22 protein-coding genes, 1 tRNA gene and 2 pseudogenes are annotated in these 24,683 nt (G+C 60.5%); 20 read left to right on the top strand and 5 right to left on the bottom strand.

Annotated features, from left to right (window positions below; translation table 11 throughout):
• Positions 1-5: 5 nt before the first annotated feature.
• On the bottom strand, positions 6-443 hold the full coding sequence (locus tag ACZ1HK_RS11430; RefSeq protein ID WP_472628813.1) for a hypothetical protein: 438 nt from the start codon (positions 441-443) through the stop codon (positions 6-8).
• A gap of 110 nt (positions 444-553) precedes the next feature.
• On the bottom strand, positions 554-703 hold the full coding sequence (locus tag ACZ1HK_RS11425; protein WP_472628812.1) for a hypothetical protein: 150 nt from the start codon (positions 701-703) through the stop codon (positions 554-556).
• A 133-nt stretch (positions 704-836) separates the two neighbouring features.
• Here ACZ1HK_RS11425 and ACZ1HK_RS11420 point away from each other — a divergent pair, with 133 nt between their 5' ends.
• From ACZ1HK_RS11420 to ACZ1HK_RS11410, 3 genes are all read left to right on the top strand, one after another.
• Positions 837-1,496, top strand: coding sequence for a hypothetical protein (locus tag ACZ1HK_RS11420; protein WP_472628811.1), 660 nt, complete (start codon positions 837-839; stop codon positions 1,494-1,496).
• Between the two features lie 123 nt (positions 1,497-1,619).
• Entirely contained in the window at positions 1,620-2,795 is a 1,176-nt protein-coding gene (gene tuf / locus ACZ1HK_RS11415) for an elongation factor Tu (protein ID WP_472628790.1), read from the top strand.
• Positions 2,796-3,177: 382 nt separating this feature from the next.
• Positions 3,178-3,864, top strand: a complete 687-nt coding sequence (locus ACZ1HK_RS11410; RefSeq protein ID WP_472628810.1) for a hypothetical protein — start codon at positions 3,178-3,180, stop codon at positions 3,862-3,864.
• A gap of 54 nt (positions 3,865-3,918) precedes the next feature.
• Here ACZ1HK_RS11410 and ACZ1HK_RS11405 read toward each other — a convergent pair whose 3' ends face one another.
• Positions 3,919-4,188 carry a hypothetical protein gene (locus tag ACZ1HK_RS11405; RefSeq protein WP_472628809.1) on the bottom strand — a complete coding sequence of 90 codons (270 nt, stop codon included), beginning with the start codon at positions 4,186-4,188 and terminating at the stop codon, positions 3,919-3,921.
• Positions 4,189-4,316: 128 nt separating this feature from the next.
• Here ACZ1HK_RS11405 and ACZ1HK_RS11400 point away from each other — a divergent pair.
• Both ACZ1HK_RS11400 and ACZ1HK_RS11395 read left to right on the top strand, forming a co-directional pair.
• A tRNA-Trp gene (locus tag ACZ1HK_RS11400) sits at positions 4,317-4,392 on the top strand.
• A 43-nt stretch (positions 4,393-4,435) separates the two neighbouring features.
• Positions 4,436-5,248 (top strand): alpha/beta hydrolase, encoded by an 813-nt coding sequence (locus tag ACZ1HK_RS11395; protein ID WP_472628808.1) that lies wholly within the window; start codon positions 4,436-4,438, stop codon positions 5,246-5,248.
• A 3-nt stretch (positions 5,249-5,251) separates the two neighbouring features.
• On the opposite strand, the gene ACZ1HK_RS11390 is transcribed toward ACZ1HK_RS11395, so the two are convergent.
• A complete protein-coding gene (locus tag ACZ1HK_RS11390) occupies positions 5,252-5,737 on the bottom strand; it encodes a YdcF family protein (protein ID WP_472628807.1) in 486 nt (161 codons plus the stop codon).
• 37 nt (positions 5,738-5,774) lie between these two features.
• Between ACZ1HK_RS11390 and secE the strand changes: the two genes are divergently transcribed.
• Positions 5,775-5,966 carry a preprotein translocase subunit SecE gene (gene secE / locus ACZ1HK_RS11385; protein WP_472628806.1) on the top strand — a complete coding sequence of 64 codons (192 nt, stop codon included), beginning with the start codon at positions 5,775-5,777 and terminating at the stop codon, positions 5,964-5,966.
• A gap of 142 nt (positions 5,967-6,108) precedes the next feature.
• Positions 6,109-6,642 (top strand): transcription termination/antitermination protein NusG, encoded by a 534-nt coding sequence (gene nusG, locus ACZ1HK_RS11380; RefSeq protein WP_472628805.1) that lies wholly within the window; start codon positions 6,109-6,111, stop codon positions 6,640-6,642.
• Positions 6,643-6,693: 51 nt separating this feature from the next.
• Here the strand turns inward: nusG and ACZ1HK_RS11375 are convergent, their stop codons facing one another.
• Positions 6,694-7,698 (bottom strand): glutathione S-transferase C-terminal domain-containing protein, encoded by a 1,005-nt coding sequence (locus tag ACZ1HK_RS11375; RefSeq protein ID WP_472628804.1) that lies wholly within the window; start codon positions 7,696-7,698, stop codon positions 6,694-6,696.
• 160 nt (positions 7,699-7,858) lie between these two features.
• On the opposite strand from ACZ1HK_RS11375, the gene ACZ1HK_RS11370 reads away from it, so the two are divergent.
• The 13 genes and pseudogenes from ACZ1HK_RS11370 to ACZ1HK_RS11310 all read left to right on the top strand — a co-directional run bounded on the left by ACZ1HK_RS11370 (position 7,859) and on the right by ACZ1HK_RS11310 (position 24,682).
• Positions 7,859-9,037 carry a hypothetical protein gene (locus ACZ1HK_RS11370; protein ID WP_472628803.1) on the top strand — a complete coding sequence of 393 codons (1,179 nt, stop codon included), beginning with the start codon at positions 7,859-7,861 and terminating at the stop codon, positions 9,035-9,037.
• Positions 9,038-9,294: 257 nt separating this feature from the next.
• Positions 9,295-9,746 (top strand): annotated as a pseudogene (gene rplK, locus ACZ1HK_RS11365) (50S ribosomal protein L11).
• A gap of 4 nt (positions 9,747-9,750) precedes the next feature.
• Positions 9,751-10,449, top strand: coding sequence for a 50S ribosomal protein L1 (gene rplA, locus ACZ1HK_RS11360; protein ID WP_472628802.1), 699 nt, complete (start codon positions 9,751-9,753; stop codon positions 10,447-10,449).
• Positions 10,450-10,615: 166 nt separating this feature from the next.
• Positions 10,616-11,425 (top strand): hypothetical protein, encoded by an 810-nt coding sequence (locus tag ACZ1HK_RS11355; RefSeq protein WP_472628801.1) that lies wholly within the window; start codon positions 10,616-10,618, stop codon positions 11,423-11,425.
• A 19-nt stretch (positions 11,426-11,444) separates the two neighbouring features.
• Positions 11,445-11,630 (top strand): hypothetical protein, encoded by a 186-nt coding sequence (locus ACZ1HK_RS11350; protein WP_472628800.1) that lies wholly within the window; start codon positions 11,445-11,447, stop codon positions 11,628-11,630.
• Between the two features lie 300 nt (positions 11,631-11,930).
• The gene (rplJ, locus tag ACZ1HK_RS11345; RefSeq protein ID WP_472628799.1) at positions 11,931-12,443 is read left to right on the top strand and encodes a 50S ribosomal protein L10; all 513 of its coding nucleotides are present in this window, start codon (positions 11,931-11,933) and stop codon (positions 12,441-12,443) included.
• Between the two features lie 64 nt (positions 12,444-12,507).
• Positions 12,508-12,882: a 50S ribosomal protein L7/L12 gene (gene rplL / locus ACZ1HK_RS11340; RefSeq protein WP_472628798.1), complete on the top strand. Its 375-nt coding sequence runs from the start codon at positions 12,508-12,510 to the stop codon at positions 12,880-12,882.
• A 242-nt stretch (positions 12,883-13,124) separates the two neighbouring features.
• Positions 13,125-17,283, top strand: a pseudogene (gene rpoB, locus ACZ1HK_RS11335) (DNA-directed RNA polymerase subunit beta).
• Between the two features lie 71 nt (positions 17,284-17,354).
• Positions 17,355-21,578: a DNA-directed RNA polymerase subunit beta' gene (rpoC, locus tag ACZ1HK_RS11330; protein WP_472628797.1), complete on the top strand. Its 4,224-nt coding sequence runs from the start codon at positions 17,355-17,357 to the stop codon at positions 21,576-21,578.
• 110 nt (positions 21,579-21,688) lie between these two features.
• Positions 21,689-22,030 carry a VOC family protein gene (locus ACZ1HK_RS11325; RefSeq protein ID WP_472628796.1) on the top strand — a complete coding sequence of 114 codons (342 nt, stop codon included), beginning with the start codon at positions 21,689-21,691 and terminating at the stop codon, positions 22,028-22,030.
• A gap of 66 nt (positions 22,031-22,096) precedes the next feature.
• The gene (locus tag ACZ1HK_RS11320; RefSeq protein WP_472628795.1) at positions 22,097-22,996 is read left to right on the top strand and encodes a glycosyltransferase; all 900 of its coding nucleotides are present in this window, start codon (positions 22,097-22,099) and stop codon (positions 22,994-22,996) included.
• Complete coding sequence (locus tag ACZ1HK_RS11315; RefSeq protein WP_472628794.1) at positions 22,993-23,859, top strand: DMT family transporter; 867 nt, start codon at positions 22,993-22,995, stop codon at positions 23,857-23,859. The genes ACZ1HK_RS11320 and ACZ1HK_RS11315 overlap by 4 nt, the downstream gene beginning before the upstream one ends.
• Positions 23,852-24,682: a putative rhamnosyl transferase gene (locus ACZ1HK_RS11310; RefSeq protein WP_472628792.1), complete on the top strand. Its 831-nt coding sequence runs from the start codon at positions 23,852-23,854 to the stop codon at positions 24,680-24,682. Before ACZ1HK_RS11315 ends, ACZ1HK_RS11310 begins: the two co-directional genes overlap by 8 nt.
• Position 24,683 lies beyond the last annotated feature (1 nt).

The raw sequence follows: 24,683 nt of genomic DNA, 5'->3' as shown, positions 1-24,683 counted from the left end.
TTGCCCTAGCCCGGCAGTTTGTCGAGTATCCGGCGCAGCTTCGCTTGTCGGCGAATGCTTTGCATAGGCAGCGGTGCTGTATAGCGAAAGGCACCCATTCCCGCAGGAGCGAACGTGTCTTGCAGGATCTCTTCGAAGCAGTCCGGGTGTTGCTCAATGATTTTCTGCTGCACCCTGAACCGCTTTTTCCCTCGTGCCGATGTCACGCGTTCCCAAAACCGGTAGTCCATCAAGACGATGATCGTTTCGCCCGGCACCCAATGCGGTGCGAATGTCGATAGGGCATGGTAGAAAAGCGTCGGCGTTTTTGCGGCATCATCGACATAAAGGCCGATTGGGCCACCAGTCCAACGTGCCTGCAACAGATCGCCCTTGTGGAACACGATGTCTGCGTTGCTGGGCGCAAGAAGATTTTGAACAATGGGTAACGTGTCCGTGCCCACTTGCATCTCGACCGCGCCACGCAGGGCCTTATACACCTCTTCCGGGCGCGCTTGGAACTGATCGAATGTATGGATTGTCGGCGCGTCGGGCTGCGCACTCGCACCCAGTGCTAGCCATGCCGTCCCTCCCCCAGCCAGGTGCCAACTTCCACGATGGCCTGCTCGTTGTTCACCTTGGCTGCCAGGTCGCGCAAGGCCGGTCCGACGTCATGCGTGCCCATGGAAGGGATCGTCGTTGGGTCGAATGGTACGTCCTGCAAGGCAATGGCCCTTCCCTAACAATTTGGCCCTTGGGTAACACTTCCACGCGACCGGTCAATCGACGCCTTTACCCCCTTCGTCACGCGACCTATCTTGCGCGCTGACCCAGACCTTTCCTTCGGGAGTTTTTTGATGCTTCGCATTTTCCGATTTGCAGTGATTGTCCCTGTTCTTGCCCTGATGGGCTGTGCCGCAGGTGACCCGCTAGATGAAGAGTTGCCGCCGATGGGCGATTTCCGGCTGGCCCATAACATCGTGGTTGCCGACAACATGCAGCAGGTCCCGCCGTCGCGAAATGCGACGCCTGAGGAATGGGAAGAAATCCTCGTGGCCGAAATCGACCGGCGTTTTGGTGGGTACGAAGGGGATCGCCTCTACCACATCGGCATCGCGGTCGATGGCTATTCGCTGGCGCCTCCGGGTATTCCGATTGTGTTGAGCCCGCGTTCGGTCCTCGTGTTGTCCGTGAACATCTGGGACGACGCGCTGGGTCGCAAACTCCATGAGGAGCCTGAGCAGATCATCGTCTTCGAAGGCGCCTCGCCCGAGACGCTGCTTGTGGGGTCCGGCATCGCGCGCAACCGCAATGAACAGATGCAGGTTCTGGCCCGCAATGCCGCGCGCCGCGTCCAGCTGTTCATGCTGGAGAATCCGGAATGGTTCAACATCTCCGACGCTGAGGCGGCTGAGGCCCTTGGCAATGTTGAAGCGCTGGCCGAGGCCGCCGAAGAAGCCGCCGCCATCGAAGAGGCCGCAGAAGAGGCAGCGGATGAAGCTGCTTCAGGCAACTGATCGGCCGCCTGACCACCAACATGACTTGATTTTTCCGCGCCGCCCGAATAGGTGGCGCGCGATGATGTAACAGGTCTGCGCAGTCTGAGATGCCAGACCCTCCAAGGACGGGGTGCCAAACGCATGGCAAAGGAAAAGTTTGAACGTACGAAGCCGCATGTGAACATCGGCACGATTGGTCACGTTGACCACGGCAAGACGACGCTGACGGCTGCGATTACGAAGCAGTTTGGCGACTTCAAGGCGTATGACGAGATTGACGGCGCGCCGGAAGAGAAAGCGCGCGGGATCACGATTTCGACCGCGCACGTGGAGTACGAGACCGACGCGCGCCACTACGCCCATGTCGACTGCCCCGGCCACGCCGACTACGTGAAGAACATGATCACCGGTGCCGCCCAGATGGACGGCGCGATCCTGGTTGTGAACGCCGCCGACGGCCCGATGCCGCAAACGCGCGAGCACATCCTTCTGGGCCGCCAGGTTGGCATCCCGAAGATGGTCGTGTTCATGAACAAGGTGGACCAGGTCGACGACGAGGAACTGCTGGAACTCGTCGAGATGGAGATCCGCGAACTGCTGTCGTCCTACGACTATCCGGGCGACGACATTCCGATCGTTGCGGGCTCCGCGCTCGCCGCGCTGGAAGGCCGTGACGCGAATATCGGCGAAGAGAAAATCGCCGAGCTGATGGCGGCTGTCGACGAGTATATCGATACGCCCGAGCGTGCTGTGGACCAGCCGTTCCTGATGCCGATCGAAGACGTGTTCTCGATCTCTGGCCGCGGCACGGTTGTGACCGGTCGCGTGGAGCGTGGCGTGATCAATGTGGGCGACGAGATCGAGATCGTGGGCATCCGCGACACGTCGAAGACGACCTGCACGGGCGTTGAGATGTTCCGCAAGCTGCTGGACCGCGGTGAAGCCGGCGACAATATCGGCGCGCTGCTGCGTGGTGTGGACCGTGACGGTGTTGAGCGGGGCCAGGTGCTCTGCAAGCCCGGCTCGGTGACGCCGCACACGAAGTTCGAGGCCGAGGCCTACATCCTCACCAAAGAGGAAGGTGGCCGCCACACGCCGTTCTTCGCCAACTACCGCCCGCAGTTCTACTTCCGCACGACGGACGTGACGGGCACGGTTGAGCTTCCCAGCGGCACGGAGATGGTGATGCCGGGCGACAACCTGAAGTTCAACGTGGAACTGATCGCGCCGATCGCGATGGAAAACGGCCTCCGCTTCGCCATCCGCGAAGGTGGACGTACGGTTGGTGCAGGTGTTGTGTCGAAGATCATTGAATAAGGTCGAGTTTCCATAGGAAACTTTGGCCAGAAGGTGCCGGGTGGCAGTGCCTTTTGCTCTGGCAAAAGGTCACGAGAACCCGGTGCCGCCGACGGTTGAAATTGTCAGAAGGCCCCGCCCAACCGGCGGGGCCTTTTTCTTGAGAGGCCTCGCCTGCTCAAGGTTGAGCAGAGGGGTTAAGCCCCTGTTCCCAAACGAAAAGACGAATCCCGTTAACCTCTCCCTAACCATGATCCGAGACAAGGCGGGCCCAATCGAAGGGCCGCCGCGTGTCAAACCCTTGCGTAAATGTGCGCCCTAACGCTTGCCACTGACATCCCCTTGCAACGATACCCTTTTGCGGCGCACTTCCGGTGCGCATGTATAAAAAGGGAAGCCCGGAATGATGAGATTACTGCCATGGTGGGTCTTTGGGCTCTGCGCGCTTTTGTTCGGCAGCATCGCCGCAACCTTCACCCAAGACTACCTGTCAGACAATGCCGCCCTGGAAGGCGCCCTGGCCAACCCGCCCGACACCATCCTGTTGCGCGATCTGCCCGAGGCGCCCGATCATCCGCCCTTCTCCGAATTCGCGGTGCGCGATTTCGCCGGCTACTGGGTTGGCATCGTCGAGACCGGGCGCAACGGGCGGTCCTTTCTGGTGCTGGAATCGTTCTCCACTCCACCTGTTTACGTGGCCTTCACGTCCACGACGTTCGACGAAAACATGTTCGAGGAAGAGGCACGCCTTCTGGAACAGGATTGGGAGAACCGGATTGTCCGCGGCGTGCTGACCGGCACAAATTCCTATCGCGCCGATCTTGAGGCCTTCCTGCGCGAAGACGACCCAAACTTTCCGCAAGGCCCCGTCCTGATGGCGGAGTTTCTGGAGGGCGACCGAGAGGCGGCCCTGGCCAGCATGGTATCGGGCGACCGTATGGTGATGTTCATCACCTGGGCCATCACGGCGGCGCTTGGCCTTGCGACGTTTGTGAATTTTCGTGGCTGGCACAGGCGCAGGGCTGCCAAGCGGCAGGCGGTTGCGGCTGCGAAACAGGATCAGGGACCAATTGATAGCGGTGGCCGCTGAGCACAAAAAGGGCCGCCCAAGCCGGGCAGCCCCTTCATCAGTCTTGCAAGCGAGTTAGCGGATCAGGCCTTCGCCGCGGAAGACGGCCTCGATGCGCGATTCCAGCTGGGTGCTGGAATAGGTGGAGCGGCGGATGATCAGCAGGTGGATTTCGCTGACGCCTGCGCAGGTCAGCGCGCCGTAGGGCAGGTTGCGTGTGGTTGCGGGGGCCTGGTTGAAGATCGTTTGGCGCAGCTGGTTGCAGGAATGGCTGTCGGCCGATGCGATGGAGGGGATCATGGGCAGGGCCATGGCGAGGGACAGGGTCAAGATGAGGGAACGCATGAGGTTGGTCTCCGGAAGGGGGTTATTGCCGCTAGGCTATCATATGCCGAGCGTAATGCATGGTCGGGAAATCCGTAGCTCACATCTGGACACAGGTTTGAAATCGGCCTAAGGCGTGGCCCGGCCGTAGGGGTATAGCTCAGTTGGTAGAGCAACGGATTCCAAATCCGTAGGTCGCGGGTTCGAATCCTGCTGCCCCTGCCAAGCCCACCTTGCGCATCATGGTGGGCATCATACGTTTTGGCCCATGCGCGTTCTTCTTATCATCGTCGTGATTGCCGCCTTGCTCTATGCCGTTGTTGTCGTCGGCATGTATCTGGGTCAGCGGCAGCTGATGTACTTTCCGTCCAATGACGATCCCTTGCCGGGCGATGTCGGCCTTTCCGGCGTTTCGGTGGAGCGTCTTGAAACCCCGGATGGTGAGACGCTGGTGCTTTGGTATGCCGAGGCCGCGCCCGGCCAGCCGACGATCCTGTTCTTCCACGGCAATGGCGGCGAGATGGCCCATCGCAACGGGCGCTTTGCGGCCTATCAGGCGGCGGGACTTGGCGTCGCCTTCTTGTCCTATCGCGGCTATGGCGGAAGCTCCGGCACGCCGACGGAGGCGGGTCTGCACATGGATGCGGACGCGGCATATGGCTGGCTGCGGGATCAGGGGATCGCGGCGGAGGATATCGTTGTCGTCGGGGCTTCGCTTGGGACCGGGGTTGCGGTGCAATTGGCCGCGCGGGCAGAGGTCGCGGCGCTGGTTCTGGGTGCGCCCTATTCGGCGACAGATGATGTGGCCGCAGGTGTTTATCCATGGTTGCCGGTGCGCCTGTTGATGCGGGACCGCTTTCGAAGCGTGGATCATATCGGTTCGGTCCGCGCTCCCATCTTGATCCAGCATGGCACGGCCGACACGGTCGTGCCGTTTGCGTCGGGCCAGGCGTTGCACGCCGCAGCGCCACAGGGCACACGGTTTGTGGCCATCGAGGGCGCGGGGCATGAGGTGCTGTTCGACCCGAGCCTCTGGCAAGGTGAGATTGCGTTTATCCGCAACCTGCGCGACGGCGCATAGTGTTCAGCGTAGCCGCAGCAGTACGGCGACAAGGCCCGGTATCTCGCGCAGCCAGCCTTTGATCTGCGGCCAGAGCCGTGCGTCTTTGGACGGTGGGGCGCTGACCTGAACCCGCAGACCAATCCGCCGCGCGATCACGCGGGCGCGGGTCAGGTGATAGGCATCCGAGACGATCACAACGTCCCGCGTCCCAAGCTGGTCGAGGATCGGCAGCGCGAAGCTGAGGTTTTCGGATGTGTTGGTGGACGCATCTTCAAAGTGCACATCGTTCTCAGGCACACCCGCAGCATGCAACATATCGGCCATCGCCCTGGCCTCGGTCGGCGGATGCCGTCCAAGACCGCCGCAGCAGATAATCGCCTGCCCATGCCCTGCGTGATACAACGCGGCCCCGTGCAATGTCCGCCTGCACAAGGTGGGCGACGGACCATCGGGCCAAACCGCCGCGCCCAGGATCACGATCGCTGTCTTGCAAGCGGGTGCCCCCATGCGTATATGCCCTTCAACCCAACCAGATGGCGCCACCATGACAAATCCGTTCCAGTTCCTCCAGCAGACCCGCTCTGAAGTTGCCAAAGTCGTTTGGCCGACGCGGCGCGAAGTGCTGGTGACGACCGGGATGGTGTTCGTGATGGCCGTCCTTGCCGCGATTTTCTTCTTCGGCGTGGATTGGGTGATCCGCTTCGTGCTGGAAACCATCCTGACGTCGTTCGGCTAACGCCTTGCCTTTCGGGGCGCGCGACGCTACGCAGCCTCAACATCCCTGACATGATGATGGTAGAACTGGCCCGAAGGGTCTCTACCCGATGTTCGGGAACCATCTGAGAGGCGCGCGCGCGTTACACATAAGGGATAAGGCCATGGCAAAGCGTTGGTACTCGGTTTCAGTGCTGTCCAATTTCGAGAAGCGCATCGCGGAGCAGATCTGCACCGCTGTCGAGGAAAAGGGCCTGCAGGACGTCATCGAAGAGGTTCTGGTCCCCGAAGAGGATGTCATCGAAATCCGCCGGGGCAAGAAAGTCACCGTCCCGCGCCGCTTCATGCCCGGCTACGTTCTAGTGCGTATGGAGATGACGGATGAAGGCTATCACGTCATCAACTCCATCCAGCGCGTGACCGGCTTCCTTGGCCCCCAGGGCCGCCCGATGCCAATGCGCGACGAAGAGGTGAACTCGATCCTCAACCGCGTGGAAGAGGGTGAGGCCGCGCCGCGGTCCACCATCACCTTCGAGGTGGGCGAGAAGGTCAAGGTCAACGACGGCCCGTTCGAGGATTTCGACGGTATGGTCGAGGAAGTCGACGACGACAACCAGCGCCTGAAGGTGACGGTATCGATCTTTGGCCGCGCCACGCCGGTGGAGTTGGAATACACGCAGGTCTCCAAGCAGCTTTGATATGTCCACCACGGACTCGATTGGCCGCTCCGCTGGGGCGGCCTTTTGCGTTTAACCCGCCAGTTCCGGATGCAGATAGGCCTCTGGGTAGCTCATCGGTTTCATCGGCCCAAGTGGCACCACTCCATTCCACGACCGCCCGAAATAGCCCTGACGGCAGTGGATCAAAGATCCGGCCTCGGCCACGCCGGGCAGCGCATAAACGCGACAGAGCCAGCGCCACAGGTGCGGGTAATCGAGGATACGCGCGCCGTTGAGTTTCATGCGCACGTAGTACACCGGGTCGTGGCGGTAGAGCGTAGGGAAAAGCCTCAGATCGGCTTCAGTGAACGCGTCGCCCAGAAGGTACGGGCGGCCATCGGCGAGGCGCTTTTCCAACGTCTCAAGTGAGTCGAAATAGGCGGCAAAAGCATTGGCGTAGACCTGCTGGTCCGAGGAAAAGCCCGCCTTGTAAGCGCCGTTGTTGATTGTCGTGTAGATCAGGTCATTGAGCTCGGCCAACGATGGGTCTTCCAGGACCAGATGGGGCCGATCCGCTCGGGTCGAGCCAAGCGCCTCGGCATGGGCGTCGAGCATGCGGATGATCTCAGCGCTCTCGTTGTTGACGATGCGGCCCGCCACTTTGTCGTAAAGGATCGGCACGGATTGCTCATCTGAGCCTTCGCGCTGGTAGATTTGCTTGGCCAGGCGCAGGGCCTCCCCTGTTCCGGTCTCGGGCGTGCATTCGGGTAGCGTTCCGCCGGTCAGGCTGGCGACCTTGTCGGGCGCAAATTGCCAGAGGTTGGGGCCGACGGGGTCGTCGTCACCGGTTCGGTTGGGAAAAGCCACGTCCAGGGTAATCGCGTCCTCCAGCCCCAGTACCGCGCGGGCCAGCGTGACGCGGTGGCACCAAGGGCAGTTCAACGCGACGAAGAGGTGGTAGCGGCCCGGTTCCGGCGGAAATTCGGGATCGCCAATGGCGTGGCGAAATCCGCTGACGCCCCGCACAAATTCACCTTTGGCGCGGCGGGCGCTTGCGTGTGTTTGGCTTTCCTCGGTGGACGTGTCCGTAGACATGCGATGCCTTTCTGATGGTGCAGTGGTCATGACCCTACGACAAGCACGCCGCGTCCGCGCGCCCCTTCTTTGCGCGCTGATGAAGGGGGAGTGTGGACCCACGCGCGCTGATCGGCATTTGCGTGCGCGGGATGGAACGCTTACCGAAAAGGCCATGGACGTGAGTTTTCCTGAAACGCTTGGCGCGTTAGAGGCCGAATGGGCCAAAGAGACACCAGAGATTGAGGCGCTGGTGCAGGGCTTGCGCGCGCTGCGCAGGGACTGGCCGGACGATCCGACGCCAGACGATGTGCGGCGCAGCTTTGCGGTCAGCACCGCCGTGCTGGCCCTTGGCCCGATTGGTACACCTGCGGGGCGGTTGAGCCATGCCGTGATGGAGTTGGTCCGCCGGATGGTGGTCGACCCATCCGGTTGGCACCGGGTGCATGTACAGCGCAGCTTCGATCACCATACGGCCTTTGGCAGTAAGATGCCGGGTGATCGCTTTGATGAGCCTGTCCCAGTGGCGGCCCTGCCAGTAACCGCATCCGAGGCACGAAAGCTGATCCAGCCTTTGCTCACTTCCTATGAAGACAGCATGGACGCGCAGCCGATGCGCCATTTCAACCTGGCGTGGGAGGTGCTGATGCATCCGGTGGCCCCCTTCGACCGGGTGTTCGCCGCGTGGCTGAAAGAGGTTGAGGCGCGGGGTCTGGGCCTTGGCGACAGCTATTCGGCGCTGCGGCGGTCGATGGCGTTCTGGGGATTGGCTGATCGCGGGCGTCAACGGGTCAGCCGCAAAGGCGTGGATGAGATTTTTCTGCCGGTGCTGGATGACCCGAACCCCATGCTGGCCGCCGCCGCTGCGCGGTTCCTGGGCCGGGTCCATGCCGAGCCGGAGGAGTTCTATAACCATGGCACGCCTTGGCCTTTGCCGGATTTGCTGACCTATCTTGCCAACCGCCCGCTCGCGACGCGCCGGGCCGTGGCGGGCGGGTTCCTGAACGGGTTTGCCGATTGCGATGAACCGTTTCAACTCTTGCGCGAGGATGCGCGACTGGCGGGGTTCGATCTGGACGGTTGGGTGATTGCCGTGCTTGCCGACACCCCGGAGGAGGTGCTGATCCCCTCGGCGCAGGCATTCTGGTTTTACATCCACGAAGGCTTCGCGGTGAATGCTGACTTCGTCGCCCGATTGATGGATGAAGGGCATGATTGGATCGCGATGATGTGTGCGACCGAGCTGCGCAGTGTTGTCGACGGGATGGAGCCGGTCTTGTGGCGGTTGGCAGCATCGTCGGATCGCGAAGCCGCCGCCGGCGCCGCGCGGCATTTGTCGACCGTTTATGCGGCGCGGTAATGTGATCATCTGGACGCATTTTCGCGAAAAACTGCGTTCAGATGAGCGCAAATGCGTTCAACTGAGCAGAGTTGCATCCCTGCATTTTCCGTTTGCAAGGCACAGCGACCCGTCCTATACGCCGGGCTTCGTTTGGGCGTCGTGTATGCGGCACCCCGAACCGTGGGAGGCGAGGCACGCGCGCGTGCCGGACCAGACCACGGCCACAAAGGCCCTGAAACGCGATGACGGGCTGTTGGTAGAAAAGGAGAGGCCTCATGGCCAAGAAACTTGCTGGCACGATGAAACTGCAGATCCCTGCAGGTCAAGCCAACCCAAGCCCCCTGTGGGCCCTGCGCTGGGTCAGCGCGGCATCAACATCATGGAATTCTGCAAGGCGTTCAACGCCAAGACGCAGGAGATGGAACAGGGCGCGCCTTGCCCCACGGTGATCACGTATTACCAGGACAAGTCCTTCGCCATGGACATCAAGACGCCACCCGCGTCGTATTACCTGAAGAAGGCCGCTGGCCTGAAGAACGTGGGCAAGCGTAACCGTCCGCGTGGGGCCGAGAACCCCGGCCGTGAAACCGTTGCGACGATCACCGCCAAGCAGCTGCGCGAGATTGCAGAAGCCAAGATGGTGGACCTGTCCGCAAACGACGTGGAAGCCGCAATGCAGATCATCCTTGGTTCCGCCAAGTCGATGGGTATCGAGGTAAAGGGGTAAGACCATGGGAAAGATGGGAAAACGCCTGACCGCCGCCCGCGCAGCGTTCGAAGGCAAGGAAGATCTGAGCGTTGAAGAAGCAGTTGCACTGGTGAAGACCAACGCGAAGGCGAAGTTCGACGAGAGCATTGAAATCGCGATGACGCTTGGCGTCGATCCGCGCCACGCAGACCAGATGGTCCGCGGCACGGTCGACCTGCCCAACGGCACCGGCAAATCGGTCCGCGTGGCCGTGTTCGCCCGTGGCCCGAAGGCTGAGGAAGCAACGGCCGCTGGTGCGGATATCGTGGGTGCAGAAGACCTGATGGAAACCGTCCAGGGCGGCACCATCGAGTTTGATCGCTGCATCGCCACCCCGGACATGATGCCGATCGTCGGCCGTCTGGGTAAGGTGCTTGGCCCCCGCAACCTGATGCCGAACCCGAAGATCGGCACGGTGACGATGGACGTCAAAGAAGCCGTTGAAGCCGCCAAGGGTGGCCAGGTGCAGTACAAGGCCGAGAAAGCCGGAGTTGTACATGCAGGTATCGGCAAGGCGTCTTTTGATGAGGCCAAACTGGTCGAAAACGTCCGTGCGTTCGTCGAGTCGGTGAACAAGGCCAAGCCGTCGGGCGCCAAAGGCACCTACATGAAAAAGATCGCCATCTCGTCCACCATGGGTCCGGGCGTGTCGATCAACGTGGAAAACGCGACAGGCAACTGAGCTTCAATCGCTTTGAAACCTGACTAAGGGGTGGGCAAAAATGCCCACCCCTTTTTCGTTGTTAATCATGAACGTAATCTGACCCTTGTTTGCGGGATTTTAGACGATACTGTTTCAAGCAGCTGCCAAAAACTGAAGAGAACCTTAGGTTATTGGCAGGTGAACCATGTCCATTCGTTCGACGGTCTTCGGGCCAACTCGTTGTTTTCTGTATGCGGCTGCGGTGACTGCCACAGCATTGCCAGCGGCGGGTCAAAGCGGAAACACCTCGGATATCGGGCAGGTTCTAAGCACTCCAGAACGGAGTGAGGCTGCATTGGCCTTTCCATCCATTTTCGGGGCAGCCTCTGCGGTCGCCCCGGCAGGCGGCACGGGCTACGTCGCGTTGACCTACGCCAACCCGCGCAACGGAATATCCGGGACGGGTGGGGATGGCGATGTCGCGGCGGGCTACACGTTTGGCAACCCGGTCGATGGCATCAGTGTCTCAGTCGGAGTGGTCGTCACGGGGCTGGAGCCTTTCGGCGACAGTGGCAGCCTGAACCTTGGCGTGTCGCGGCTGATCGGGTCGTCCGATCGATCAGCCACCTTTGTCGGCGCCTCGGCCCTTGGCCTCGGGGGATGGGGCGATGCGGAAGCGGATGGAGAATCCTACGCTGGCTATGTCTCGCATCTGCGCTCGATCGGGCTCGGATCGGCAGAAGTGCCGCTTCAGCTGACGCTCGGATACGGCAACCGAACGACGCTGGCCGATGATCGAAGTGGTCGCGTCGAAGAGGGTGTCTTCTTCGGGGTCGGTGCGGGGATCGCAGAAAACCTGTCGCTGAGCGTTTCGGGCACGGCGACACAATTGAATGCCGGGGCCACGTTGGCCATCCCGCAGCTTGAGGGTTTGAGCCTGTCAGCGGGGATGTTCGACATCCTCGACAATACCGACCGGCAGCAAGCAACAGTGACGGTCGCGTTTGGATTTTGACACGTAAAGGAGTACGAGTATGTCTCGCACACTCAAGACAATCGCCCTGACCACGACCCTTTCCATCGCCGCCGCTGCAGCCGTACAGGCCGGTGGGTCGAGCACCCCCAACCCGACGGCTGCCACAACCACGGCCCCGACGACCACAGCGCCCACCACGGGCACGACCTATGTGCCCCGTTTTTTGACCATCTATTCCCGCTGAACCTGGGGCAGATTGGGCGGGAAGGGGGTTGGCATTTTGGACCAACCCGTTTAGCAACCGCCTTGCGTAAGAGCGTGCGATTCGTCGGGCGCTCTTTTGCGTTTCGTCCGAGACGGTGGGTGGGGGCTTCAAAACTCCAATAAATCCTGCCTGAGACGGGATCAGACATGTGTTTGAGAGCTCAGATCCGTTTGAGCGCTTGGCGGTGTTTCGGTTCCGTTGCGATACGGACCAAAAACCGCCGGAGCGATCCGGTAGAAACTGAGCCGGCGGGGCAACCCGCCAATTTGGAGAAAACCTGTGGATAGAGCCCAGAAAGAGAAAGTGGTCGAGGAACTCGGCCAGATCTTTGAAAGCTCTGGCGTCGTGGTGGTTGCACACTACCAGGGCCTCACGGTTGCAGAGATGCAAGATCTGCGCGGTCGCGTTCGCGACGCGGGTGGATCTGTGCGTGTCGCCAAGAACAAGCTCGCCAAGATTGCCCTTGATGGAACGCCTGCCGCTGGCATCGCTGACCTGATGGATGGCATGACCGTTCTTGCCTATTCGGAAGACCCGGTCGCAGCCGCTAAGGCCGCGGACGAGTTTGCCAAAGAGAATGACAAATATGTCATCCTCGGCGGTGCGATGGGCGGAAACGTTTTGGACACTGATGGTGTGAAGGCTGTCGCAAAGTTGCCGTCCCGCGAAGAGCTTATCAGCTCGATCGTTGGCTGCCTCGGAGCGCCCGCATCCAACATCGCCGGTGCCATTGGCGCGCCTGCTTCGAACATCGCCTCCGTCCTTTCGACCATCGAAGAGAAGGCGGCGTAAAGCACCCGTTGAGAACCCGCCCCTTGCGGCGTTGGAACCCATACCTACATACGGAACCTGAAAAATGGCTGATCTTAAGAAACTCGCAGAAGAGATCGTTGGTCTGACCCTCCTGGAAGCCCAGGAACTCAAGACCATCCTAAAAGACGAATACGGCATCGAGCCCGCCGCTGGCGGCGCAGTGATGATGGCTGGTCCTGCTGGCGACGCCGGTGGCGCCGCTGAAGAGCAGACCGAATTTGACGTCGTTCTGAAGAACGCCGGCGCACAGAAGATCAACGTGATCAAAGAAGTGCGTGGCATCACCGGTCTTGGCCTGAAAGAAGCCAAGGATCTGGTCGAAGCCGGTGGCAAGATCAAAGAAGGCGTCGACAAGGCCGAAGCAGAAGAGATCAAAGGCAAGCTGGAAGCAGCTGGCGCCGAGGTCGAGCTGGCCTGATTGGTCCAAAGCGTCCAATCGGACGTATGAGTTATGGCTGGATCCGGAAAATTCCGGGTCCAGCTATCGTCGTCTTAGAAAGCGCCTTTTGCGAAAGGCTTTTTCTTAGGCGGTAACAAAAGGGTCGGGCTTTGTCGGTGGGACGGCAAACAGATTGATCCGTTACGTCTATTTTCTTGCGAGCAGCCCGCCGAGCCCCGGCGGCGTGGGTGCCGCGCGAGACAGAAAGGTGCGCGACAACCATGGCTCAGACCTACGCAGGCCAGAAACGTATCCGCAAATTTTACGGCAAGATCGAGGAAGTCCTCGCAATGCCGAACCTGATTGAGGTTCAGAAGTCGTCTTACGACTTGTTCCTGAAATCAGGCGATCAGCCCGACCCGAGCGACGGCGAAGGCATCAAAGGTGTGTTCCAGTCGGTATTTCCCGATCAAGGACTTCAACGAGACCGCGATCCTCGAATTCGTCAAGTACGAGCTGGAGCAGCCCAAGTTCGACGTTGAGGAATGCCAGCAGCGCGACCTGACCTATGCGGCACCGCTCAAGGTGACGCTGCGCCTGATCGTGTTCGATATCGACGAAGATACTGGTGCGAAGTCCGTCAAGGACATCAAGGAACAGGACGTGTTCATGGGCGACATGCCCCTGATGACGCCGAACGGGACGTTCATCGTGAACGGCACCGAACGTGTGATCGTGTCCCAGATGCACCGTTCGCCCGGTGTGTTCTTTGACCACGACAAGGGCAAGACGCACTCCTCGGGCAAACTGCTGTTCGCGTGCCGCATCATCCCATATCGCGGCTCTTGGCTGGACTTCGAGTTCGACGCCAAGGATATCGTGTTCGCGCGTATCGACCGCCGTCGTAAGCTGCCTGTGACCACCCTGCTTTATGCGCTGGGTCTGGACCAGGAAGGCATCATGGATGCCTATTACGACACCGTCACGTTCAAGATGGTGAAGAACAAGGGCTGGGCCACGAAGTTCTTCCCTGAGCGTGTGCGTGGCACCCGCCCGGTGGCCGATCTGGTGGACGCCAAGACCGGCGAAGTCATTGCCGAGGCTGGCAAGAAGGTCACCCCGCGCGCGGTCAAGAAGTGGATCGACGAGGGTGAGATCGAGAACCTGCTGGTGCCGTTCGACGGCATCGTGGGCCGCTTTGCCGCCAAGGACATCATCAACGAGGAAAACGGCGCGATTTATGTCGAAGCCGGTGATGAGCTGACGTGGGAAGTCGACAAGGAAGGTGAAGTCACTGGTGGTACGCTGAAAGAGCTGCTGGATGCCGGCATCACCGAGATTCCGGTGCTCGACATCGATAACGTCACTGTCGGCCCGTACATGCGCAACACCATGGCGACGGACAAGAACCTGAACCGTGAAACCGCGCTGATGGACATCTACCGCGTCATGCGTCCGGGTGAGCCGCCCACCGTTGAAGCCGCGTCGAACCTGTTCGACCAGCTGTTCTTCGACTCTGAGCGTTATGATCTGTCGGCCGTTGGTCGCGTGAAGATGAACATGCGTCTCGATCTGGACGCGGAAGACACCATGCGGACGCTCCGCAAGGAAGACATTATCGCCTGCATCAAGGCGCTGGTGGAACTGCGCGACGGACGTGGCGACATTGACGACATCGACCACCTCGGAAATCGCCGTGTGCGCTCGGTCGGTGAGTTGATGGAGAACCAGTACCGTGTTGGCCTGCTGCGCATGGAGCGCGCCATCAAGGAGCGTATGTCGTCGGTCGAGATCGACACCGTGATGCCGCAGGACCTGATCAACGCCAAGCCTGCTGCGGCGGCCGTGCGTGAATTCTTCGGCTCCTCGCAGCTGTCGCAGTTCATGGACCAGACGAACCCGCTTTCGGAAGTCACCCACAAACGTCGCCTGTCGGCGCTTGGGCCGGGTGGTCTGACGCGGGAACGGGCTGGTTTTGAGGTGCGCGACGTGCATCCGACACACTATGGCCGGATGTGCCCGATTGAAACGCCGGAAGGGCCGAACATTGGTCTGATTAACTCGCTGGCCACCTATGCCCGCGTGAACAAGTACGGCTTCATCGAAACGCCCTATCGCCGTGTGAATGACGCAGTGGTCTCCGACGACGTGGTCTACATGTCCGCGACCGAGGAGATGCGTCACACCGTGGCGCAGGCGAACGCGAACCTCGATGAGAATGGCAAGTTCGTGAACGATATGGTCAACACGCGGATGTCCGGCGAGTACACGCTGAACGCCCGTGAAAGCGTTGACCTGATCGACGTGTCGCCCAAGCAGTTGGTCTCCGTGGCCGCATCGCTGATCCCGTTCCTTGAGAACGACGACGCGAACCGCGCGCTGATGGGCTCCAACATGCAACGTCAGGCTGTGCCGCTTTTGCAGGCCGATGCTCCGTTCGTGGGCACGGGCATCGAGAGCATTGTGGCGCAGGATTCCGGTGCTGCGATCATGGCCAAGCGTGGCGGTGTCATCGACCAGGTCGATGCGCAGCGTATCGTTGTGCGTGCAACTGAGGATCTTGAGCTGGGTGACGCGGGCGTGGACATCTACCGTCTGCGCAAATTCCAGCGTTCCAACCAGAACACCTGCATCAACCAGCGTCCGCTGGTGAAGGTGGGCGACAAGGTTGGCAAAGGTGAGGTCATCGCAGACGGCCCGTCCACGGATATCGGTGAACTGGCGCTTGGCAAGAACGTCATCGTCGCCTTCATGCCGTGGAATGGTTACAACTACGAGGACTCGATCCTGATCTCCGAGCGTATCGTGAAGGATGACGTCTTCACCTCAATCCACATCGAGGAATTTGAAGTCGCCGCCCGTGACACGAAGCTTGGGCCGGAAGAGATCACCCGCGACATCCCGAATGTCGGTGAGGAAGCCCTGCGCAACCTCGACGAAGCGGGCATTGTCTATATCGGTGCAGAAGTTGGCCCGGCGGACATTCTTGTGGGTAAGATCACACCGAAGGGCGAAAGCCCGATGACGCCGGAAGAAAAGCTTCTGCGTGCAATCTTCGGTGAGAAGGCCTCGGACGTGCGTGACACGTCGCTTCGCCTGCCGCCCGGCGATTTCGGGACGGTTGTGGAAGTACGCGTCTTCAACCGCCACGGCGTTGAGAAAGACGAACGTGCCCTGCAGATCGAGCGGGAAGAGGTCGAGCGCCTTGCCCGTGACCGTGACGACGAGCTGGTGATCCTGGAACGGAACATCTACGCCCGTCTGCGCGGCATGATCGAAGGCAAGGTTGCGGTCAAAGGCCCCAAAGGCGTGAAGCCGAACAGCCCGATCACCGCGGAGTTGCTTGATGAGCAACTGTCGCGCGGCCAGTGGTGGCAGCTTGCCCTCGAAGACGAGCAAGACGCGGCCCAGGTCGAAGCCCTCAACGAGCAGTTTGACGCGCAAAAACGCGCGCTCGATCATCGCTTTGAGGACAAGGTCGAGAAGGTCCGTCGCGGCGACGATCTGCCCCCGGGTGTGATGAAGATGGTCAAGGTCTTCATTGCCGTGAAGCGCAAGCTTCAGCCGGGCGACAAGATGGCTGGCCGTCACGGCAACAAGGGTGTGATCTCGAAGGTGGTCCCGATGGAGGACATGCCGTTCCTTGCGGACGGTACGCCGGTTGATTTCGTGCTGAACCCGCTGGGTGTGCCGTCGCGCATGAACGTGGGTCAGATCCTTGAGACCCATATGGGTTGGGCGGCACGTGGCCTTGGCCTGAAGATCGACGACGCATTGGACGAATATCGCCGCTCTGGCGACATGACCCCGGTGCGCGATGCCTTGAAGATCGCCTATGGTGACGAGGTCTACTCGGAAGCTTTCGCCGATCGTGACGAGGACAGCCTTCTGGAAGCGGCGGGCAACGTGACCCGCGGTGTTCCGATCGCAACGCCGGTCTTCGACGGTGCGAAAGAGGCGGATGTGAATGACGCGCTGATGCGGGCCGGGTTCTCAGAATCCGGTCAGTCGGACCTGTTCGACGGCCGCACCGGTGAGAAATTCGCGCGTCCGGTGACAGTGGGTGTGAAATACCTGCTGAAACTGCACCACCTCGTCGACGACAAGATCCACGCCCGTTCGACGGGGCCGTACTCGCTCGTCACACAGCAGCCGCTGGGTGGTAAGGCGCAGTTCGGCGGTCAGCGCTTCGGTGAGATGGAGGTCTGGGCCCTGGAAGCCTACGGCGCCGCCTACACCTTGCAGGAAATGCTGACGGTGAAGTCGGACGACGTTGCGGGCCGGACCAAGGTCTACGAGAGCATCGTTAAGGGTGAGGACAATTTCGAGGCCGGCGTGCCGGAATCGTTCAACGTTCTCGTCAAAGAGGTCCGCGGATTGGGCCTCAACATGGAACTCCTGGATGCGGAGGAGGACGAAGGGGGCATCGCGGCGGAGTAATCCGCCCACGCCTTCGGGGCGGTCGCAAGATCGCCCCCTCCCTCACGCGCCTTTAATTTCAAGGATTCGAAATGAACCAGGAACTGACAAACAACCCGTTCAACCCGCTGACGCCGCCCAAGGCGTTTGACGAGATCAAGGTTTCGCTGGCGTCGCCCGAGCGCATCCTGTCGTGGTCGTACGGGGAAATCAAAAAGCCCGAAACGATCAACTACCGTACGTTCAAGCCTGAGCGTGACGGTCTGTTCTGTGCCCGTATCTTCGGGCCGATCAAGGACTATGAGTGCCTCTGCGGCAAATACAAGCGCATGAAGTATCGCGGCGTTGTCTGCGAGAAATGTGGTGTGGAAGTCACGCTGCAAAAGGTCCGTCGTGAGCGTATGGGTCACATCGAGCTGGCCGCGCCGGTTGCGCACATCTGGTTCCTCAAGTCGCTGCCGTCCCGCATCGGCCTGATGCTGGACATGACGCTGCGCGATCTGGAGCGGATCCTTTACTTCGAGAACTATGTGGTGATCGAACCCGGACTGACGGACCTGCAATACGGTCAGTTGATGTCGGAAGAGGAGTTCATGGATGCGCAGGACGCCTACGGCGCCGATGCGTTCCAGGCCAATATCGGTGCGGAAGCGATCCGCGAGATGCTTTCCCAGATCGATCTTGAGTCCGAGGCGCAGAATCTGCGCGAAGACCTCAAGGAAGCGACAGGTGAGCTGAAGCCGAAGAAGATCATCAAGCGTCTGAAGATCGTTGAATCTTTCCTCGAGTCCGGCAACCGGCCCGAGTGGATGGTTCTGACCGTTGTTCCAGTCATCCCGCCAGAGCTGCGCCCGCTGGTGCCGCTGGATGGTGGCCGTTTCGCGACGTCTGACCTCAACGACCTCTATCGCCGCGTGATCAACCGGAACAACCGCCTGAAGCGCCTGATCGAACTGCGCGCGCCGGACATCATCATCCGCAACGAAAAGCGGATGCTGCAGGAATCTGTCGACGCTCTGTTCGACAACGGCCGTCGGGGCCGCGTGATCACGGGTGCCAACAAGCGCCCGCTGAAATCGCTGTCGGACATGTTGAAGGGCAAGCAGGGCCGTTTCCGCCAGAACCTTCTGGGCAAGCGCGTGGACTTCTCGGGCCGTTCGGTCATCGTGACCGGGCCGGAGTTGAAACTGCACCAGTGCGGCTTGCCGAAGAAGATGGCGTTGGAGCTGTTCAAGCCGTTCATCTATTCGCGGCTTGAGGCGAAAGGTCTGTCTTCGACCGTGAAGCAGGCCAAGAAGCTGGTCGAAAAAGAGCGTCCCGAAGTGTGGGATATCCTCGACGAGGTTATTCGTGAGCATCCGGTCCTTCTGAACCGTGCGCCCACGTTGCACCGTCTTGGCATTCAGGCGTTCGAACCTGTACTGATCGAAGGCAAGGCGATCCAGCTTCACCCGCTGGTCTGCTCGGCCTTCAACGCTGACTTCGATGGCGACCAGATGGCTGTGCACGTCCCGCTGAGCCTTGAGGCACAGCTTGAAGCCCGCGTTCTGATGATGTCGACGAATAACGTGCTGTCGCCCGCCAACGGCGCACCGATCATCGTTCCGTCGCAGGACATGATCCTGGGTCTCTACTACGTCACGCTGCAGCGTGAGGGGATGCAGGGCGAAGGCATGATCTTCTCGGATGTGGATGAGGTTCGCCACGCGCTCGACGCGGGCGAGGTGCATCTGCACGCCAAGATCCACGCGCGCCTTCCTCAGATTGATGAAGAGGGCAACGAGGTTCTGATGCGGTTTGAAACCACGCCGGGCCGTGTGCTGTTGGGTGCGCTATTGCCGCTCAACGCCAAGGCGCCGTTTGATCTGGTGAACCGCCTTCTTCGGAAGAAGGAAGTGCAGCAGGTCATCGACACTGTCTACCGGTATTGCGGTCAGAAAGAGTCGGTCATCTTCTGCGACCAGATCATGGGCATGGGCTTCCGTGAAGCGTTCAAGGCGGGCATCTCGTTCGGCAAGGACGACATGGTCATTCCAGACGACAAGTGGGACCTTGTCGAGGATACCCGCGGTCAGGTGAAGGAATTCGAACAGCAGTACATGGATGGTCTGATCACCCAGGGTGAGAAGTACAACAAGGTCATCGATGCCTGGTCGAAAGCCAACGACAAAGTCACGGACGCCATGATGGGCACGATCTCGGCTGCCAAGCGCGCCGAAGACGGGTCCGAGATGGAGCCGAACTCAGTCTACATGATGGCCCACTCCGGTGCGCGTGGCTCGGTCACGCAGATGAAGCAGTTGGGCGGCATGCGCGGCCTGATGGCCAAGCCGAACGGCGAAATCATCGAGACGCCGATCATCTCGAACTTCAAGGAAGGTCTGACCGTTCTTGAATACTTCAACTCCACCCACGGCGCCCGGAAGGGTCTGTCGGATACTGCGTTGAAGACGGCGAACTCGGGCTATCTGACGCGTCGTCTGGTGGACGTGGCGCAGGACTGTATCGTTCGTATGGACGATTGCGGCACCGAAAAGACGATCAAGGCCGAGGCTGCTGTCAATGACGGTGAAGTCGTGGCCTCGCTGGCAGAGCGCATCCTGGGTCGTACGGCCGGGGAAGACGTGCTTGTGCCCGGCACCGATGAGGTGATCGTCGCCAAGGGCGAGTTGATCGACGAACGCAAGGCCGATGCAGTCGAGGCCGCTGGTGTGACCACGATGCAGATGCGCTCCCCGCTGACTTGTGAGGCGGAAGAGGGTGTCTGTGCCACGTGTTATGGTCGTGACCTCGCACGCGGTACGAAGGTGAATACCGGCGAAGCCGTGGGTATCATCGCGGCGCAGTCGATCGGTGAGCCTGGCACGCAGCTGACGATGCGGACGTTCCACATCGGCGGCGTGGCCCAGGGTGGCCAGCAGTCGTTCCAGGAAGCCAATGTCGAAGGCAAGATCGAATTCCGCAATCCCAACCTGCTGAAGAACCGTGATGGCCAGACGGTCGTCATGGGGCGCAACATGCAGCTGGCGATTGTGGATGAGCAGGGCGCCGAGCGTGCCTCGTTCAAGCTGGGGTACGGCACCAACGTGCTGGTGACAGATGGGCAGGACATCGCCCGTGGTGATCGCCTGTTCGAATGGGACCCGTATACGCTTCCGATCATCGCCGAGGCCGCTGGTAACGCGAAGTTCGTCGACCTGACCGTAGGTATCTCGCTGCGGGATGAAACGGACGATGCAACCGGCATGACCCAGAAAATCGTCTCGGATTGGCGCACGGCCCCCAAGGGCAATGAGCTGAAGCCCGAGATCATTATCGCGGGTGAAGATGGTGAGCCGATGCGCAACGATCAGGGCAACCCCGTGACCTACACGATGTCGGTCGACGCCATTCTGTCCATCGAAGATGGTCAGACGGTTGAAGCCGGTGACGTGATTGCGCGTATCCCGCGTGAAGGTGCGAAGACGAAGGACATTACCGGTGGTCTGCCGCGTGTGGCCGAACTCTTCGAAGCACGTCGTCCGAAGGACCACGCCATCATCGCGGAAATCGACGGTTACGTGAAATTCGGCCGCGACTTCAAGAACAAGCGCCGCATCGGCATCGTGCCTGCGGACGAGAGCTTGGAGCCGGTGGAATACATGGTGCCCAAGGGCAAGCACATCCCGGTCGCCGAAGGTGATTTCATCCAGAAGGGTGAATACATCATGGACGGCAACCCGGCCCCGCATGACATTCTTGCGGTCATGGGTGTGGAAGCGCTGGCCGATTACATGATCGACGAGGTGCAGGACGTTTATCGCCTTCAGGGTGTGAAGATTAACGACAAGCACATCGAAGTCATCGTCCGTCAGATGCTGCAGAAGTGGGAGATCCAGGATTCTGGTGAAACCACGCTTCTGAAGGGCGAGCATGTCGACAAGGCCGAGTTCGATGCGGCCAACGAGAAGGCCATCGCTGATGGTCGTCGTCCGGCACAGGGTGAGCCGATCCTTCTGGGGATCACCAAGGCCTCGCTCCAGACCCGGTCGTTCATCTCGGCGGCGTCCTTCCAGGAAACCACGCGCGTGCTGACCGAGGCTTCGGTTCAGGGCAAGAAAGACAAGCTGGTTGGTCTGAAAGAGAACGTAATCGTGGGCCGCCTGATCCCGGCGGGCACCGGTGGTGCCACGCAGAAGGTCGAGCGCATCGCCAAGTCGCGCGACATGGTCGTGATCGAAGAGCAGCAAGCAGCAGCGGCCGAAGCCGCTGCACTGGCCGCCCCGGAAGTGTTCGAGGCAGATGGCGAAGCGCCCGAAGGGGATGCGGCAGATTAAGCTGTACTGCAAAGACAATTGGAACGCCCCATCGGAAACGGTGGGGCGTTTTCTTTTGCGCTTTCTCAGATTTTGTTTACGTTATGTTCTCAATCGTCTTGGAGGTTCCAATGTCAACCGATGCGCGCCCACCGCTCGACTATCTCGAATTCACGTCCCCCAAGCTTGAGGAAACGCAGGCTTTCTTTGCCGAGGCCTTCGGATGGAGCTTCATCGATTACGGCCCCGACTATCGCGATCTTCAAGGGGCCGAGCTTGGGGGCGGGATCGAGCGCGGGGAATTGCGTGCGCCGTTGCCGGTTCTCAAAGCCGATGATCTGGACGCGATGCTAGAGCGCGTGAAGGCTGCGGGTGCTGAGATCACGAAAGACATCTTCGAATTTCCGGGCGGGCGCAGGTTCCAGTTCCGTGAACCCGGTGGCACCGAGATGGCGGTCTGGACGCCGATTTGAGGGGGGATTCCCCACTCAGCGGAAATTGCCTAACTTCCGCCTCAAGGGCCGGGTAAGGGCGTTTGCATGGCAGTGAACAAGATCATAGGCGTGTGCCGTTTCTCCTACCTCGGGGATGCCGGGTTTCGCACCCTGAACAAGGGCCCGGAAGAGGCGGCGGCGGAGCTTTATGCGCCGGGTCGCATGCAGCGCCGCTTTGCCTATTTTGAGAATATTTGCCTGCCTTCGCTGGATGCCCAGACGGATCAGGACTTTATCCTGGTGGCTCTCATCGGCGACACGATGCCGTTCCACTTCCGCAAGCGTCTGAAGCGCTTGGCAGAAAAGCATCCATATCTGCGCATCTGTACGTTAGAGGCCGCCGGGCCACTGAATTCCACACGGCGGGCGTTTCGACGTGGTCTGGATGAAGAGGCGGATTTCATCACCGGGTTCCGGTTGGACGACGACGATGCGGTGGGCTGCGACTATATCGAGCGGACGCGCGAGATCTCGGACAACCTCATCAAGCTGAACTGGGCCACTGCCGAGGTGCCGGCTGCCGTCTGCTTCCATCGCGGCATCTACTGGGACATGAAGCGCGACGATGATCAGTTTTGGGATTACTCCGAACCGCAGCCACTCGGGCTGGCCAGCGCGATGATCCATCACCCGGACAGCCAGCATAACATCTACCGCTGGAACCACCGCAAACTGGCCTGCCATGCGCGCTGCTGGATTGACCCGCATGAATACATGTTTGTGCGCACGCTCCATGGACATAATGACAGCGACCGCTCCATCCCGCCCGGGTCGCGTGAGCTTCCGCTGTGGCAAGCACGTAAGCTGTTCCGGGAACGCTTTGGGCTGAACCCCAAGCGGCTTCTGCCGATGATGGAAAAGTTGCAGGAAGAAGGGTCCGGAATGGCGCGCCAATTGGCGGATGAGGCGCGGGCCGACATCGCCAAGGGTGACGGCGAAGAATGAACCCGAACCTTCAGGGCGCGCTCTTCATGATGGGCTCGATGGCAGCGTTCACGATGAACGATGTCTTCGTAAAGCTGCTGGCTGAAACGGTGCCGCTGTTCCAAATCGTGTTCCTACGCGGCATTCTGACAACCCTGCTGTTGGCGGTTACCGTGGCGGCATTTGGGAAGCTGACCTTCCGCATCCCGAAAGGCGACCGCGCGAAGGTGGCCCTGCGGACAGTGTTCGAAGTTTTGACGGTTGTGACGTTCTTGACCGCGCTGGTGAATATGGAGCTGGCGAATGCGACAGCGATCCTGGCGGCCCTGCCGCTGGTGGTAACGCTAGGCGCGGCTTTGCTATTCAGGGAGCCGGTGGGTTGGCGACGCTGGACGGCAATCGCCGTGGGCGCTTCGGGCGTGCTTCTGATTGTTCAGCCGGGAACCGAGGGGTTCAACGCGTATTCGTTGTTGGCCTTGGTAGCCGTTTTCCTTGTTGCGGGCCGGGACTTGTCCACGCGGGCATTTTCGAACGACGTTCCGCTGATGTCGGTCGCCGTTCTGACCGCAGCGTCTGTTGGCGCCTTTGGGGGGGTTATGTCCTTCACCATCGATTGGGTGCCGATGGACGGTCGGGACATCGCCTATCTTGCGGGTAGCGCGCTCTTCATCATTGGCGGCTACGTCCTGTCGATCTTTGTGATGCGGGTCGGCGATGTCGCTGTGACGTCGCCCTTCCGTTATACGGCACTGGTGTTTGCCCTAATCCTTGGAGTGGTCGTGTTTGCAGAATTCCCCAATGGGCTGGCCCTGACTGGGGCCGCGATCGTTGTGGCGACGGGCGTGTTCACCCTGATCCGCGAACGGCAGGTGGCCCGTGGCTGAGGGGGTGCAGGTTCAGGGGCTGTGCCGGTTCTCTTTCCCGTGCACTGGCGGGTTCAAGAGATACCATGAGAGCCTGGAAGAACGCCGCGCTGCGCTTTACGCGCCGAAGCGGCTGGACGAGCGGACGTTGTGGTTCGAGCACGTGTTCTTGCCGCCCCTGCGCGCGCAGACTGACGCGGATTTCACCATGCACCTGCTGTTGGGGGAGGATTTCCCCGAACCGTGGCGGGGCCGCATCGAGGCCGCGATTAGGGATTGCCCGCAGGTGCAGGCCCATTGGCGCGAGCCAGGGGATCACCGCGCAATCTGCCGAGATGTGATGTGGGGCGGGCGCGATGGAACGCGCGCTGTGGTGGCTGAGTTCAGGCTGGACGATGATGACGCCGTGGCGGTCGATTATGTGCAGCAGCTCAGGCGCAGTTGGAACAAAGTCGGACGGCTGGCGAATTTCGCGGGCCGTGTGGCGCTCGACCACGGTAAGGGTGTGGTGCTGCAAGCCATCGAGGGTGGCCAGATCAAGCCGCAAGTCTTGAACACGCATTGCTGGTCGGCGGGATTGGCGATCTACCTAAAACCTGACGACGAGGCCATTGTGATGGACTTCCCACATCACAAGATCTGGGCACGGGTGCCGTTCGTGAACCTCACCGATTCCGTGATGTTCATTCGCGGGGATCACGATCACAACGATGCGCGCACGCCCTTTGGGGCGGGCCAGCCGGTGCCTGTGCCTGACGATGAGATTGCGCCCATGATCCAAAGGCGTTTCGCCATTGATTTACCGGCATTTCAGGCCGAGTGGCGCACGCTGACGGCCGAGTAAA

The sequence above is a fragment of the Gymnodinialimonas sp. JB5-7 genome (genome assembly GCF_055693405.1).
The sequence above is the reverse complement of the archived record's forward strand: the minus strand, read 5'-3'. Positions and strand labels throughout refer to the sequence as shown.